This is a genomic window from Halomonas sp. SIMBA_159 (assembly GCF_046536035.1).
Taxonomy (GTDB): Bacteria; Pseudomonadota; Gammaproteobacteria; order Pseudomonadales; family Halomonadaceae; genus Vreelandella; species Vreelandella venusta_A.
Window position 1 is genome coordinate 16,104 of the sequence record NZ_JAWJBT010000005.1, and the last position, 15,636, is coordinate 31,739.

A 15,636-nucleotide genomic window follows, 5' to 3' on the forward strand; every position below is an offset into this window, starting at 1 on the left:
GCGCTTGAGCCATTAGTCCCCAGGCTGCCAACCGTTCACGATGGGGTAGCGACGGTCCCGCCCGAAACCACGCGGCGTGACCCGCACCCCAACGGGGGCTTGGCGGCGCTTGTATTCACAGCGATCCACCAGTTTGACCACCTTGTAGACATCCTCTTCATCAAAGCCAGCGGCAATAATCGCCTCAGCACTCATATCCCCTTCAATGTAGCTAACCAAAATGGCATCCAGCACATCGTAGTCGGGGAGTGAGTCGCTATCCTGCTGATCGGGAGCAAGCTCTGCACTAGGCGGGCGCTCAATGACTCGCTCAGGAATCGCCGGAGACTGGGTATTGCGCCAGCGGGCTAAGCGATACACCCAGGTTTTATACACATCCTTAATAGCGTTGTAGCCGCCCACCATGTCGCCATACAGGGTGGCGTAGCCCACCGCCATTTCGCTCTTGTTACCGGTGGTCAGTACCATTAGGCCTTTCTTGTTAGAAATGGCCATCAGCAGCACACCACGGCAGCGCGACTGCAGGTTCTCCTCGGTAGTGTCACGCTCGGTGCCGGCAAAGCTTTCCGCCAAGGTGCCCATAAAGGCTTCTACCATCGGCTCGATGGGCATCACCTCATAGTGCACACCCAGCAGGTTCGCCTGCTCGGCGGCATCCTGTTTAGAGATATCCGCCGTGTAGTGGTAAGGCATCATCACTGCTTGCACCCGCTGCGGCCCTAACGCATCCACCGCAATCGCGAGCGAGAGCGCAGAGTCGATCCCGCCGGAAAGCCCCAACACCACGCCCTTGAACCCACTTTTATTGACGTAATCGCGCAGGCCGGTCACCAGCGCACAGTAGAGGCTCTCTTCTGGCTCTACATCGGGCTCGATTTCCCCCGCTTGAGGCTCCCAGGTATCCGCGCTGGTTTGCAGCAGTTGCACAGGCATTAAGCCCGCCTGCCAATAGGGAGCGAGTACTTTTAGCTCGCCGCTCGCGTCGACACAGCTGGAGCCACCGTCAAACACCAGCTCATCCTGGCCGCCGATGGTGTTGACGTAAATAATCGGCCGCTGCACATCTTGGGCACGCAGCTCTAAAAGACGCAGCCGCTCGGCGGGCTTATCCTGATGGTAAGGAGAGGCATTCAGGCTAATCAGCACTTCTGCACCTGCTTCTCGGGCCGCTTTTACCGGTGCCCCTTCCCACAGGTCTTCACAAATCAGCAGGCCAAGCTTGGCACCTTTATGTTCGTACACCAGCGGCTCAGTGCCCGGCGTAAAGTAGCGCTGCTCGTCAAACACTTGGTAGTTGGGCAGCGCCTGCTTGGCGTATTCCGCCTCCCACTGGCCGTTGTAGAGCACGCCTGCCAGGTTGTAGCACTTGCCTTCACGCACGCCGGGATAGCCAATAATCACCAGCACATCGCGGGAGATCTTTTCCGCCATTTTAGCCCGCGCTTCCCGCAGGCGAGTTTCCATGGAGGGGCGCAGCAGCAGATCTTCAGGTGGGTAGCCGGATAAAAAAAGTTCAGGAAAGACAACAATATCCGCCCCATGCTCAATCCTCGCTTCACGTACGGCCTCAATGGCACGTGCCGCATTGCCGGGGATATCTCCCACCAGAGGGTCGAGTTGGGCCATTACCAGCGTTAAGTCTTGCATGGGCGTTAAAATCTCTTGAGAATCTTTGGAATACGGTGGCATCTACATCATAGATGCATTGTCCCGCAAGGCGTGCCCAGTGGCAAAGGCCAAGCAGCCACTTACATCTTGCAACCGCGTTTTCCCACTTGGGGAGCAATTGAGGATGAATCTATTGATCATTCGGCTGATTATTTTCGCCGTGCTGTTTTACGCAGGCCTGAAGCTTTACGGTATTTATCGCCAGCGTAAGCTGACCCACCAACAACAGACACCTCCTCGCCATGAGGGTGGAAAGATGGTGCGCTGCCGCTGGTGTGATGTGCATGTGCCAGAGAGCGAAGCACTGCGCGACGCGGAACAGTGGTTCTGCTGTAGCGCGCACCGCGACCGTTTTCTACAGGAGCAAGAAGACAACCGTAATCGCTAAGGCACGTCCTCTTAGTGTTTACGCCAAGCGTGTGGCCGTTGGCTGGTAAGGCATCGGATCTATCAGCGGCTTACGTCCCAATAACAGATCCGCCAGCAAGTGCGTTGATGCAGGTGCCAACACTAAACCGTTACGGTAGTGGCCTGCATTGACAAACACATTGGGAAAATCGGCCAGCGCACCAATAAACGGTATGCCTTCCGGCGAGCCAGGGCGTAGCCCCGCCCAATGATAAGCAACAGGGCAATCTGCCAGCGCGGGGATAATATTTTCCGCACTCCGCTTGAGCGAGGCCAAAGCCTCTGTATCGGTGGTTTTATCAAACCCAGCCTCTTCCAGAGTCGATCCTACCAGCAGCAGTCCGTCGCTTCGCGGAATCACATAGCGGCCATCCTTCAGCACCACGCGCCTTACCAGGCCTAGCGGTGCTTGGTAAGCAATCATCTGGCCTTTCACAGGACGCACCGGCAGACGCACGCTTAACCCCTCTAACAGCTGGGCGGCCCAGGCGCCACCGCACACCACCAACTGCTCTGCAAACTGGTCTCCGTGGTTAGTAGCCACGCCCACCACATGACCCTGGCGCTGAATAAACCCCTGCACGCTGCACTGCTCTAACAGGGTGACACTGGGCATAGCAGCCAAGCGCGCCCGCAATGCTTGGCCCAAGCGGGGGTTGCGCACGCTGCCTAAAGTAGGCATCCAGAGCGCGCTGCCTTCAGGGGCGGCAGCCTCAGGCTCTTTGTGATGCACAAAGGCGGCGTCTACCCGCTCCAGCGGCTTACCCAGCTGCCGAGCCCAGCTTAGGGCGGCGTCATCGTCCTCAACATTTAAGTAGAGCAACCCTTTTTGACGATATTCAGGGTCGATACCGGTCTCTTCCAATAGGCGCAGAGCAAGGGTCGGATACGCGCCCTCCGACCAGCGGGAAAGTTGAGAGACCGGCTCTCCATAACGCCACGGATAAAGCGGGGACACAATGCCACCACCTGCCCAAGACGCCTCTTTCCCGCATATCCCACGCTCGATCAGCGTCACCTGCTGTCCAGCATCCGCTAGCTGTAGTGCCGTCATCATGCCGATCACGCCACCACCAATAATTAAGAGATTGCTCACAACGTTTGTCCGTTTTGGCTTACATAAAAAGCGACCAGCGCCCCTTAGGATAAATATCGAGCATAACGTTCGCCGACAGGGGGTCAAGCGATGGAGAGCTACCACAACTGGAATAGGCACCGCCCGATTTCTCAGCGAGGCTTTACACTCATTGAGATGTTGGTCGCGATGCTGTTAATAACCGTCATAATAGCGTGGCTGACACCCCGATTTCAGGCACTTGGTCACCATAGCGTACTCAATAGCGAGGTGAGCCGACTACGTTCTGCCTTTGCCTTAGCTAGGCATACGGCCATCTCACAACGCACGAAAGTGACCGTTTGCCCGGCTAGCCCTAACCTTACGGCTTGCTCCACCACATGGGGAGACGCACTGCTAGTCATCAAAGGAGGCGCGGAGGGGGGCATTCAACCAGAAGAGATTGTGCGCGTGTTTCCTGGGCAGTCGGCGGCTTACACCACCTATAGCCGTGGGTGGCAACGGATCAGCTATAACGTGCTAGGCCATACCAGTGGCTATAACGGCAGCTTCGATATATGCGCCACACAAGAAGAGGGAAAGCGGCTAGTGCTCAGCCAGTTAGGAAGGCTACGCGTGGATAGCGCCCCTGTCGGCTGCTGACGCCGCCGACAGGGACTCAAAGTGGCGGTAGATTAAGCAATACCATCCAGATAGCGCTCGGCATCCAGCGCCGCCATGCAGCCGCTGCCTGCTGAGGTGATCGCCTGGCGATAGATATGGTCCATCACATCGCCACAGGCAAAGACACCCGGCACGCTAGTGGCCGTGGCATTGCCTTCAATGCCTGATTTCACTTTGATATAGCCGCCGTTCATTTCCAACTGGCCCTCAAAGATACCGGTATTAGGGCTATGGCCGATGGCAATAAACAGCCCCGGCGCGTGAATCTCTTTGGACGCGCCGTCTTTGGTAGATTTCACCCGCACGCCGGTCACACCGGTGTTATCGCCCAGCACTTCCTCTACTTCGTAGAACCACTCCAAAGCAATCTTGCCCGCTTCGGCTTTCTCGAAAAGTTTATCTTGCAGGATTTTTTCCGCGCGCAGGGTATCGCGGCGGTGTACCAGCGTCACCTTCGAGGCGATATTGGAGAGATACAGCGCCTCTTCCACGGCGGTGTTACCGCCACCAACCACAATCACTTCCTGGTTGCGGTAGAAAAAGCCATCGCAAGTGGCGCAGGCAGAAACACCCTGGCCCATAAACTGCTGCTCGGTGGGCAGCCCTAAATAGCGTGCGCTGGCACCGGTCGCAATGATCAGTGCATCGCAAGTATAGGTACCGCTATCGCCTTTTAAGGTGTACGGTTTTTCACCTAAGCTGACTTCATTGATATGATCGAACAGCACCTCGGTATTAAACCGCTCAGCGTGCTGCTTCATGCGCTCCATCAGATCAGGCCCCTGGACGCCTTCGGCATCGCCAGGCCAGTTATCCACGTCGGTTGTGGTTGTCAATTGGCCACCTGCCTGCATACCGGTAATCAGCAGCGGCTTTAAGTTAGCCCGTGCTGCATACACCGCTGCGGTATACCCTGCAGGGCCGGAACCAAGAATAATCAAACGTTCATGACGCGTTTCCATGACACCACCTTTGTCACAATTGAGCAGATAACGTTGCAAGAGAGTCTGCCTGAAATGGCGTCAAGTACAAGCTATTACAAGGGGTAGCCTACGCTATTAGGCGAAGATGGCTTGAAAGGCCCGGGTGAAACACCCATGTGCTATTAATAAGCCATACTGTTAAGCCATACGATGAGACAGCCATACCAAGATAAGCAGTGACCGTCGCGTAACGCCAAGCAATCAGAGGAGAATGGAATGAGCAAGATACCTAACACGCTTCATACCTTAACGGCAGGAAGCCAAGAGTATCACTACTACAGCCTGCCCACGGCGGCTGAGACGCTAGGCAACATTGACCGACTGCCCAAGACACTCAAAATCCTGCTCGAAAACCAGCTGCGCTTCGCAGACGACGAAAGCGTTGAGCAAGAAGATATGCAGGCGCTGGTCGACTGGCAAAAAGAGGGTAAATCCAGCCGTGAAATCGGCTACCGCCCTGCTCGCGTTTTGATGCAAGATTTTACCGGCGTGCCTGGCGTGGTGGACCTCGCTTCCATGCGCGCTGCAGTGGAAAAGCTGGGCGAAGACCCGGCCCGCATTAACCCGCTCTCCCCGGTGGACTTGGTGATTGACCACTCAGTAATGGTCGATAAATTCGGTAACGCGGCGGCATTCCAAGAAAACGTCGATATTGAAATGCAGCGTAACGGCGAGCGCTACGAGTTCCTACGCTGGGGCCAGAAAGCCTTTGATAACTTTAGTGTTGTGCCGCCCGGCACCGGTATTTGCCACCAGGTGAACCTAGAATATCTAGGCCGCACGGTATGGACCAAAGAGGAAGATGGCAAGACCTTTGCCTACCCCGACACACTCGTGGGCACTGACTCCCACACCACCATGATTAACGGCCTGGGCGTACTGGGCTGGGGCGTAGGCGGCATTGAAGCGGAAGCCGCCATGCTGGGTCAGCCGGTCTCCATGCTGATTCCTGAAGTCATTGGCTTCAAGCTGACCGGCAAGCTGCAGGAAGGCATTACCGCCACCGACCTGGTACTCACCGTGACCGAAATGCTGCGCAAAAAAGGCGTGGTCGGTAAATTTGTTGAGTTTTATGGCGACGGCCTGAAAGACCTTCCGCTGGCAGACCGCGCCACCATTGCCAACATGGCCCCCGAATACGGCGCTACCTGTGGTTTCTTCCCAGTAGATGAGGAAACGCTCAATTACTTGCGCTTAACAGGTCGCGAAGATAGCCAGGTTGCCCTTGTCGAAGCGTACAGCAAGGCGCAGGGCCTGTGGCGTGAGCCGGGTGACGAACCCGTCTTCACGGACACGCTTAGCCTGGATATGAGCAAGGTAGAAGCTAGCCTAGCCGGCCCTAAACGCCCGCAGGACCGCGTAGCCCTTCAAGATATGGCGAGCGCTTTTAGCAGCTTCATGAAAGAAGATGGCAAGGCGCTGCCCACTACCGAGAAAGGCAAGCTGACCTCCGAAGGCGGCCAAACCGCCGTGGGTATTGAGCGCAGCTACGAGCATGATTTCAAACACAGCGATAGCCAAACGGTCACCATGGGCGAGCAGGACTTTAGCCTAGACCCTGGTGCGGTGGTTATCGCAGCGATCACCTCGTGCACCAACACCTCGAACCCCAGCGTAATGATGGCGGCTGGCCTGCTGGCCCGCAACGCCCGCAAGAAAGGGTTAACGACCAAACCCTGGGTGAAAACATCGCTGGCCCCCGGCTCGAAAGTCGTCACTGATTACCTGGCTGCCGCCAACCTAAACGATGACCTAGACGCCCTTGGCTTTAACCTTGTGGGCTACGGCTGCACTACCTGCATCGGTAACTCTGGCCCGCTGCCGGAAGAGATTGAAAAAGCCGTCAACAGTGGCGACCTCACCGTCGCATCGGTACTTTCAGGCAACCGCAACTTTGAAGGCCGCGTGCATCCGCTGGTCAAAACCAACTGGCTGGCCTCGCCGCCCCTGGTGGTCGCTTATGCGCTGGCAGGCAACGTACAGCGTAATTTAACCACCGACCCGCTTGGCCATGATCATGAGGGCAACCCAGTTTATTTAAAGGATATTTGGCCTTCTCAAGCGGATATCGCCAGTGCCGTTGAGAAAGTGAATACTGACATGTTCCGCAAGGAGTACGGCGCGGTCTTTGAAGGCGATGATACCTGGAAGGCCATCAAGGTACCGGAAGGCAAGGTCTACGAGTGGCCAGAGTCGACCTATATTCAGCACCCGCCCTTCTTTGAAGGCATGCAGCGGGAACCGGACGCCATCGAAGATGTGAAGAACGCACGCGTGCTAGCGATGCTCGGCGACTCCGTCACCACCGACCACATTTCACCCGCAGGCTCTATCAAACCGGATAGCCCCGCCGGGCGCTACCTGCAAGAGCACGGCGTGAAACCGGTCGACTTCAATTCCTACGGTTCACGTCGGGGTAACCATGAAGTGATGATGCGCGGCACCTTCGCCAACGTGCGCATCAAAAACGAGATGCTCGACGGCGTCGTTGGTGGTGAAACCCGTCACGTGCCAAGCGGCGAGCAGATGGCCATCTACGATGCTGCCATGAAATACAAAGAGGAAAGCACGCCGCTGGTGGTGATTGCGGGTAAAGAGTACGGTACTGGCTCCTCGCGGGATTGGGCGGCCAAAGGCACCCGTTTGCTGGGCGTGCGCGCAGTGATTGCCGAATCCTTCGAGCGTATTCACCGCTCGAATCTGATTGGCATGGGCGTGGTGCCGCTACAGTTCCCGGAAGGCGAAAGCCGTGAAAGCTTAGGGTTAACGGGGGATGAGGAGATCTCGATTGCTGGTTTAAGCGACCTAAGCCCCGGCGGTACCGTGCAAGTCGTGATCAAAAATAACGACGGCGAACGTACCGTTGATGCCAAGTGCCGAATCGATACCGTCAATGAGCTGGCTTACTACCGCCACGGTGGTATCCTTCACTACGTGCTGCGCAAAATGATCGGCGCAGCCTAAAGGGACGACCTATTCATAGGTACAACCTACCAATGCTTGCATAGCCCCCACTTTGGTGGGGGCTTTTTTTTGCTTGCATCAACCGTGATTAAAAAGCCCGACGGCGGTAGAAGCGATACTCCGGCGACCAGCAGGCAGACTCGATACGCTCACGCAGCACGGTGCCGCTGGTTTTTAACGCGACGCCGTTTTGCTGCGCTTGTGCAGCCACCTCAAAGGCAATCGATTTGCTGATATCACGAATCCGCGACAGCGGCGGCAGCAGTGCGCCTTTGCCTTCCTTCACCAACGGCGCTTCACGCGCCAGCGCCCGCGAGGCGCTCATCAGCATCTCATCGGTGACGCGGTTAGCATTGGCTGCAATCACACCTAAACCGATGCCGGGGAAGATATAGGCATTGTTGCACTGGGCAATTGGATACGTACGGCCGTTATAGACCACCGGTGCGAACGGGCTGCCGGTAGCTACCAGCGCTTGGCCATCTGTCCAGCGAATCACGTCTTCTGGCACCGCTTCTGCCTGGGAGGTCGGGTTGGAGAGCGGCATAATCACCGGATGCTCGCAGCCTGCGTGCATGGTGCGCACCACCTGCTCAGTGAAGATGCCACGCTGGCCACATACACCAATCAGAATCGTTGGCTTAATGTTAGCAATGGTCTCTTCAAGGCCCTGGCCGTTCCACTCAGCGACCAGCGCTGGATCATGGGCTAAACGGCGCTGGAAATCACGCTGCCACGCCTGATCCGTGGTCATTAGCCCTTCACGGTCAACGATAAAGATACGTGCACGCGCCTCAGTTTCAGTAAGGCCCTCGGCCTCCATCGCCACAACGACCTGCTCGGCAATACCGCAGCCCGCAGAACCACCGCCCACAAACACCACACGCTGCTGGGCAATCGTCTCTTCACGGGCTTGGCAGGCGGCCATTAGCGTGCCTACCACGACCGAGGCCGTGCCCTGCACGTCATCGTTGAAACAGCAAAGTTCATCACGATAGCGTTCCAACAGCGGTACTGCGTTGGCCTGGGCAAAATCCTCAAACTGCAGCAGCACGTTGGGCCAACGGCGCTTCACAGCGCAGATAAACTCCGCCATAAAGGCGTCGTACTCTTCTTGGCCAACCCGCTCATGGCGCCAGCCCATGTACATGGGGTCATCTAGCAATGCCTGATTATTGGTCCCTACGTCGATCATAATAGGCAGCGTATATGCCGGGCTAATCCCGCCGCAGGCGGTATAGAGCGCCAGCTTCCCGATAGGAATGCCCATCCCGCCAATGCCCTGGTCACCCAGGCCCAAAATACGCTCGCCATCGGTGACAACAATCACTTTGACGTTATCTTTGGTGGCGCTACGCAGGATGTCGTCCATATGCTCGCGATCGGGGTAGCTAATGAACAGCCCCCGGTGATTGCGGTAAATATTGGAGAACTCCTGGCACGCCTGACCAACCGTGGGCGTGTAGATAATCGGCAACATCTCTTCCAAATGCTCTGATACCAGCCGGAAATAGAGCGTTTCGTTATCGTCTTGAATAGCACGCAGGTGAATATGGCGCTCTAAGTCGCTATGACACTGCTGATACTGGCGATAAACCCGTTCCAACTGGTCATCAATTGTTTCTACCTTTTGCGGCAATAGCCCTATCAGGTTAAACGCCAGCCGCTCCTCCTGAGTAAACGCGCTGCCTTTGTTCAATAGCGGCATTTCAAGCAAAGAAGGACCGGCGTAAGGAATGTATAAGGGGCGTTTACTCATCGTAGACATAGGCACTCTCTTTTTATGTCAATTGCTGTTGCAATGCAGCAACGCTGGGCGTTGGCGGCGTTTGGCGTAATGTAACATGCTAGTACGACAAAGGTGGAAGAGACATAAATAATGGGCATAAAAAAAACGCCTCAGCATTTGCCAAGGCGTTTTTAAGAAGCCGTTTAAGTAAGCCTTTTAGCAGCTTTTTGCGACTGGCTTGCGCCCTTCTTCACCTTCAAAGAAGAAAGGCCGCAGCTTAACGCCCGCCATGTTGCCAGCAAATGCAGCCACCATCCATACCCAACCGTGCAGGCTGCCTGACGCAATACCACTGAAATAAGCGCCGATGTTACAACCAAAGGCTAAGCGCGCGCCGTAACCGAGCATGATGCCGCCAATCACCGCCGCTAATACCGATTTCAGCGGGATGCGGAAGTTAGGTGCAAAACGTCCTGCTAAGCTCGACGCAGCTAACGCACCCAGCATAATGCCAACGTTCATCACCGTGGTAATGTCGCTCCACACGCTGGCTTCCAGCGCTGCGGCGTTGCCAGGCGCTTGCCAGTAGCCCCATTGGCTCACATCGCCACCCACCAGCTCAAAGCTTTTAGCACCCCACAGCGCAAACGCCGAGGTAATCCCCCACGGGCGGCCTGCCAATGCCAGCGTGGCAAAGTTCAGCAGTGCCAGCGCCACCGCACCGGCTACCAGCGGCCATGGGCCCGACAACCAGCGCTCGGTGCCCGGTTTATCAATCATTGGAGCCTGCTCTAAATGACCATGGCGGCGCTTCTCCATAATCACCGTAAACGCAGCAATCGCGGCAAACAGCACCAAGCTAATGCCGATGCCTCCACTCACACCCGCCACATTGACCAGCGATACCGGCTGGAAAGCAGGCAGGCTTTGCCACCAAGTAAAGTGTGCGGTGCCAATGACCGAACCCACAATAAAGAACACCAGCGTAATCAGCATGCGTGCATTGCCGCCGCCCGCTGTAAACAGCGTGCCAGAGGCACAGCCGCCGCCTAGCTGCATGCCCACACCAAAGATAAACGCCCCCACCAACACAGAAATACCAATAGGAGCAACAAAGCCATACACCGCCGTACCGAACAGGCTACCCGCGCCCAACGCCGGAAAAAATAGCACCACCGCAATCGCCAACATCACCATTTGCGCCCGCAGTCCGCGCCCACGGCGTTCGGTAATAAAGACCCGCCACGCCGCCGTAAAGCCAAACGCCGCATGGTAAAGCACCATGCCCAGCAAGCCGCCCACGATCATCAGCAAGCCAATGTTGGCACTAAACAACACACCAATGATGAGCGAACTCAGCACAATGGCCGATGTCGCTAGAAGAGGCACACGATAGTTGATCGGTGCCGCCGTTGAGGTTGTTGCCATAATTCACCTTTAAGAAACGCCAAAAGCGCCTAATACAGAAGGCGCTTGGCTGAGTTAGACATGCGTGCTTAGAAGAAAGCGCTTGAGCAAGAGCGCCACACAGCAACCCTTATACAGTACTTATAAGCCTAACGTCGGACGTAGAATGCTGGAAATGCTTTATTTAGCAGTTCTTATGCTTTTAACGAATATCAAACAAACCGCCCAAGGCCAACAGCGGAGCGAAGACGATCCATCGTAACAGCTGCCTCTTCACGGGCGCGCTCTGCCCCCTTCTGAAGTACCGCTTCAATGTGAGCAGGGTCTTCCATCAGTGCGTTGTATCGCTCACGGGGAGCACTCAGATGCGCATTGAGATACTCAAATACGCGATTCTTTGCTTCCCCCCAGCCAATCCCTTCCGCGTATTGCTGACGCATATTCGCCGTTTCAGAGTCACTCGCGAAGGCTGAGAAAATCTGGAACAGAGTACAGGTGTCAGGGTCTTTGGGCTCACCAGGTTCCAGCGAGTTAGTTTTGATTTTACGCACCAGCTTCTGCAGCTTTTTGTCACTCACAAACAGCGGGATCGTATTGTTGTAGCTCTTGGACATCTTGCGGCCATCCAAGCCTTTCAACACTTCGACCTTTTCATTAACCACGGCTTCTGGCTGAGTGAAATACTGCCCTTTGAACAGGTGATTAAAACGGCCGGCAATGTCGCGCGCCATTTCGATATGTTGAATCTGGTCGCGGCCCACCGGTACTTTATTGGCGTTGAACATCAATATATCGGCGGCCATCAGCACAGGGTAACCAAACAGCCCCATGGTGATGCCTTTATCTGGGTCTTGATCACCTGCTTCTTCGTTCTCAGCCACAGCGGCTTTGTAGGCGTGGGCGCGGTTCATCAGCCCTTTAGCGCATACGCAGGAGAGCATCCACATGAGCTCCGGAATCTCAAGAATATCCGACTGGCGGTAGAAGATAGCGTTGTCGGTATCCAGGCCAAGCGCCAGCCACGTTGCAGCGATCTCCAAACGAGAGGCTTGCACACGCTTGGGGTCTTGGCACTTGATCAGCGCGTGGTAGTCGGCAAGGAAATAGAACGACTGAACGTTCGGGTCTTGGCTTGCCTCAATGGCAGGCTTAATAGCACCGACATAGTTACCAAGGTGCGGAGTTCCGGTGGTGGTAATCCCGGTCAGCACACGGGTTTTGGCTGTCTGACTCATGATCTGGATCCAACTGAATAAAGGTCAAAAACGATACGCTATTGTACGCTTATTGCCAAACCACTGCTGTTTTAGTTGCTAATTCAGTTTCTGGCTCAGCGCCTAACCCAGTATCTACCTCAGCCACTTCTTCTCGCTTTACAAGCAGTGGCCAGCTTTGTGCGATAACCGTTGCATCACTCCCAAGTATCGCGCCCAGCGCCATCAACCAAGGTTCACTTTGGAACATAACAGGAAGATAAAAACAGGCATTTTGAGGGCAGTGGTGACCAACTTGCGTTGCCTTTGGATGGTCAGCGTAGTCATTAAAGCTGACCGCTTGAGGGGCATCAATCGTGGGCGCTCCCTCCCAATTGAGTGCGTCGAATTTCGCTAACCCGGCAGAGGCGGCCATTTCCGCGCGCATTTGCGCCTGAGTAGCAGCACGAAAATTGCCCGCCAAACGCTCATCTACCAGTGCCGTTTGCATGCCCATCATCGCCATCACTAAAGCACTGGCTAACAACACCATCACAATGACTAATGCCGCGCCCTGCTGCTTTCTCAATGACTGCTTTCTCAATAACTGCCTTCTCAACGCTTCGCCCTCCGTGGCTAATGGTGTTATGGGGAAAACAGCGCTGCCCGGTGAGTGACATAAAAGCCAAGATCACGCCCACCGGGACCTAATGGCAGGGTGACGAGGCTTTCTGCTCCGTCAGATGCGTTACTCCCAATCGGCTCATTGCGCACACAGGCTGGCGAGTCAGGAATCGAAAAATTGACTAACGGCTGGGCGCGCGACATATCCTGAAGGGTGCAGCGGCATATCTCTTCCACGCTTTCACAACGCAGGTGATAAAACGCCTCTCCCGCATCATCATAGGGGCCATGCTGGCGAAGCGTCTGAGTAATCGTAGACACCGCAAAAATCAGCGCTTCCTGCTGCCGGCTTAGTGCATCTACATGGCGCGTGGTTTGCAGCGTGCCGAGAAATAGCTGGCCTGCGCCGATCACGATGAGCAGTCCCATCGCCATGGCGACCATCATTTCGGTTAAGGTAAAGCCTCGCTGCCTCTCCATTGGCATTGAACGTCCCTCTCACAGCTTTAAAGCGGCAATAAAAACGGATATTCGATTGAGATGCCGCTCTCTTCATGGGGTGTATCAAGATGTACCACTACCGCAAACTGACACCCTGACCGAGTCATCACACTCTTTGCAGCATTGCCATTGGGTATGAGCGGATGCTCTGCGCTCGAAAACCAATCTTCTCGCCATTCACTCTCAATCGAGCCAAGCGGGATATCCTGGCAGCGTTCAGCCTGCTGTACCGCTGCCCAAATCCGCTCTTGCGCATCTAAGGCAGCGACGCTGACAAGGGACTGCTGGTAGCCGTTATTAGCGCTTTGAATCGCTTTAAACTGCATCGCGGCCACGCTAATGACGCCTAACGATAGAATTACGAGCGCCACTAGTGCCTCAACCAGTGAAAAGCCTTGCTGACGACCTATCATTACCAGCACGCCACCGGCGTGCGTTCACCGCGGGCGTTAAATTGAATACCGCTAACGCATCCATCGGTTTGGGTAGTGGTCGCTGTCAGAATAAAGCCACCGTCATTACTATCCCCCGCCGCTGCAGTGATCGCGTAATTGCCATCAGGCGACGTCGTGGTAATAGCACAGCCGGTATAATTGTATTGACGGGAGTAGCAGCGCTCCATTTCGGAAGCGGCTTGTAGCAAGCCCGCGTGCGCATCGGTGCGCAGCGAGCGTTCTACATAGCGGGTATAGCTGGGGTAGGCGATGCCAGCGACGATACCAATAATGGCAACGGCAATCAGCATTTCAATCAGCGTAAACCCTTGCTGGCGAGTCTCCTGCGCACCAGCAAGGTGTAATGAGTGGTCAGGCACCGAGTCTGCTCCTATATCGGTTAAACCATACTTCGAGTATGTCGGAAACCGATACGCATTGCATCACTCACTTACATCTATTCACTCACGCTATTTCACTGGTACTCGTTTCAGCACATTCATGAAAGCCATGATTCTTTACTCACTCACAATCACCCGCTCGCGCAGCTCTTTTGGCATCGAGAACGTAATATTTTCTTCCCGTCCCTGTAGCTCGATAGGCGCTTCTGCCCCTAGTGCCTGCAGCTGATCAATGACGCCTTTTACCAGCACTTCGGGGGCACTTGCGCCGGCGGTCACGCCGATGCGGCTAACGCCTGTTAACCAGGAGGACTCAATTTGCTCAGCGTTATCGATCAAATATGCAGGGGTCCCCATACGCTCAGAGAGCTCACGTAGACGGTTGGAGTTCGAGCTGTTGGGGCTGCCAACCACCAGCACCAAGTCGCTATCTGCTGCCAGCTCGCGCACCGCATCCTGGCGGTTTTGGGTGGCGTAGCAAATATCGTCTTTGCGCGGCCCCTGAATCTCAGGGAATTTCTCTCGCAGCGCGTCGATTACCTTAGCGGTGTCATCCATGGAGAGCGTGGTCTGGGTCACAAATGCAAGCGCCGTGGGGTCGTTCACCACCAAGTTAGCAACATCTTGTTCATCTTCCACCAGATAAATCTTACCGCCGTGGGAGGTGTCGTAGCGCCCCATGGTGCCTTCTACTTCTGGGTGGCCTTCGTGGCCAATAAGAATGCACTCTTGCCCACGCTTTGCGTAGCGAAGCACTTCCATATGCACTTTGGTGACCAGCGGGCAGGTGGCATCGAACACTTTCAGGCCACGCTGCTCGGCATCTTGCTGCACCGCACGGGAAACGCCGTGGGCAGAGAAGATGACGATTACATCGTCGGGCACTTCGTGGAGCTCTTCTACGAAGACCGCACCGCGTTCACGCAGAGTTTCCACCACAAAGCGGTTGTGCACCACTTCATGGCGAACGTAGATGGGCGGGCCGAAGACATCCAGCGCGCGGTTGACGATATCAATTGCGCGGTCAACACCCGCACAAAACCCGCGCGGGTTGGCTAGCTTGATCTGTACGGGCTGAGATGACTCTGATGACTGCATAAAAGCGCCTTGATGCAACCTGCATCGCTCAGGAAATTAGTGTGTGGTAACCGGCGTGACGTTGAGTACTTCAACCTCAAACGTCAATGTACGCCCTGCCAGCGGATGGTTGAAATCAACTTCTACGCGGTCACCGTCAATGGTTTTGACCACGCCCGGCAATTCCGTTCCCGCTTTGTCGGCAAACGACATCACCATACCGATTTCAGGTGCTTCATCGCCAAAGTCTGCCCGCTTCAATGTCTGAATATTCTGCGAGTTGTGCTGGCCAAACGCATGCTCAGGGGTAATGTGAAACGTCCCATTTTGGCCCGCTGCCATGCCTTTAATGGGGTGTTCAAACCCCGGTGGCAGGTTGCCGTCGCCATACTGAAACGTGGCCGGAGCTTTCTCTTTGGTGGAATCAACCACCGTGCCATCTTCCAGCTTCAGCGTGAAGTGCAGGGTAATTTCCATACCGTCGTCAATTAGGTAATCCATGGTGCCTC

Annotated in this window: 15 protein-coding genes; 3 read left to right on the forward strand and 12 right to left on the reverse strand. The window is 55.4% G+C overall.

The features are described 5' to 3' along the window. Window positions 1–12 precede the first annotated feature (12 nt). Window positions 13–1,647, reverse strand: a complete 1,635-nt coding sequence (locus R0J87_RS04365) for an NAD+ synthase (protein ID WP_404346095.1) — start codon at window positions 1,645–1,647, stop codon at window positions 13–15. 145 nt (window positions 1,648–1,792) lie between these two features. Here R0J87_RS04365 and R0J87_RS04370 point away from each other — a divergent pair, with 145 nt between their 5' ends. Beyond that, window positions 1,793–2,056, forward strand: a complete 264-nt coding sequence (locus R0J87_RS04370) for a PP0621 family protein (protein ID WP_404343595.1) — start codon at window positions 1,793–1,795, stop codon at window positions 2,054–2,056. Window positions 2,057–2,074: 18 nt separating this feature from the next. On the opposite strand, the gene thiO is transcribed toward R0J87_RS04370, so the two are convergent. Continuing rightward, window positions 2,075–3,223 carry a glycine oxidase ThiO gene (thiO, locus tag R0J87_RS04375; RefSeq protein WP_498884772.1) on the reverse strand — a complete coding sequence of 383 codons (1,149 nt, stop codon included), beginning with the start codon at window positions 3,221–3,223 and terminating at the stop codon, window positions 2,075–2,077. Between the two features lie 39 nt (window positions 3,224–3,262). Between thiO and R0J87_RS04380 the strand changes: the two genes are divergently transcribed. Beyond that, the gene (locus R0J87_RS04380) at window positions 3,263–3,793 is read left to right on the forward strand and encodes a GspH/FimT family pseudopilin (protein WP_404464077.1); all 531 of its coding nucleotides are present in this window, start codon (window positions 3,263–3,265) and stop codon (window positions 3,791–3,793) included. 32 nt (window positions 3,794–3,825) lie between these two features. Here the strand turns inward: R0J87_RS04380 and trxB are convergent, their stop codons facing one another. Further along, window positions 3,826–4,776 (reverse strand): thioredoxin-disulfide reductase, encoded by a 951-nt coding sequence (gene trxB, locus R0J87_RS04385; protein ID WP_498884578.1) that lies wholly within the window; start codon window positions 4,774–4,776, stop codon window positions 3,826–3,828. A gap of 237 nt (window positions 4,777–5,013) precedes the next feature. Between trxB and acnA the strand changes: the two genes are divergently transcribed. After that, window positions 5,014–7,761 carry an aconitate hydratase AcnA gene (acnA, locus tag R0J87_RS04390; RefSeq protein ID WP_498884580.1) on the forward strand — a complete coding sequence of 916 codons (2,748 nt, stop codon included), beginning with the start codon at window positions 5,014–5,016 and terminating at the stop codon, window positions 7,759–7,761. Window positions 7,762–7,849: 88 nt separating this feature from the next. Here acnA and R0J87_RS04395 read toward each other — a convergent pair whose 3' ends face one another. The 9 genes from R0J87_RS04395 to fkpB form a co-directional block, all read right to left on the reverse strand. Then, on the reverse strand, window positions 7,850–9,529 hold the full coding sequence (locus R0J87_RS04395; RefSeq protein ID WP_404343605.1) for an NAD-dependent malic enzyme: 1,680 nt from the start codon (window positions 9,527–9,529) through the stop codon (window positions 7,850–7,852). 177 nt (window positions 9,530–9,706) lie between these two features. Continuing rightward, a complete protein-coding gene (locus R0J87_RS04400) occupies window positions 9,707–10,918 on the reverse strand; it encodes a YeeE/YedE family protein (RefSeq protein ID WP_498884582.1) in 1,212 nt (403 codons plus the stop codon). 191 nt (window positions 10,919–11,109) lie between these two features. Then, on the reverse strand, window positions 11,110–12,132 hold the full coding sequence (locus tag R0J87_RS04405) for a tryptophan--tRNA ligase (RefSeq protein WP_498884584.1): 1,023 nt from the start codon (window positions 12,130–12,132) through the stop codon (window positions 11,110–11,112). Window positions 12,133–12,181: 49 nt separating this feature from the next. Continuing rightward, window positions 12,182–12,679: a pilus assembly PilX family protein gene (locus R0J87_RS04410; protein ID WP_498884585.1), complete on the reverse strand. Its 498-nt coding sequence runs from the start codon at window positions 12,677–12,679 to the stop codon at window positions 12,182–12,184. Between the two features lie 56 nt (window positions 12,680–12,735). Then, a complete protein-coding gene (locus R0J87_RS04415) occupies window positions 12,736–13,200 on the reverse strand; it encodes a PilW family protein (RefSeq protein WP_498884586.1) in 465 nt (154 codons plus the stop codon). Window positions 13,201–13,220: 20 nt separating this feature from the next. After that, entirely contained in the window at window positions 13,221–13,628 is a 408-nt protein-coding gene (locus R0J87_RS04420) for a type IV pilus modification PilV family protein (RefSeq protein ID WP_404464120.1), read from the reverse strand. After that, window positions 13,628–14,029, reverse strand: coding sequence for a type IV pilin protein (locus tag R0J87_RS04425; protein ID WP_404464121.1), 402 nt, complete (start codon window positions 14,027–14,029; stop codon window positions 13,628–13,630). Before R0J87_RS04425 ends, R0J87_RS04420 begins: the two co-directional genes overlap by 1 nt. A 138-nt stretch (window positions 14,030–14,167) precedes the next feature. Then, a complete protein-coding gene (gene ispH / locus R0J87_RS04430) occupies window positions 14,168–15,148 on the reverse strand; it encodes a 4-hydroxy-3-methylbut-2-enyl diphosphate reductase (protein ID WP_498884587.1) in 981 nt (326 codons plus the stop codon). Between the two features lie 36 nt (window positions 15,149–15,184). Further along, on the reverse strand, window positions 15,185–15,628 hold the full coding sequence (fkpB, locus tag R0J87_RS04435) for an FKBP-type peptidyl-prolyl cis-trans isomerase (RefSeq protein WP_404343621.1): 444 nt from the start codon (window positions 15,626–15,628) through the stop codon (window positions 15,185–15,187). Window positions 15,629–15,636 lie beyond the last annotated feature (8 nt).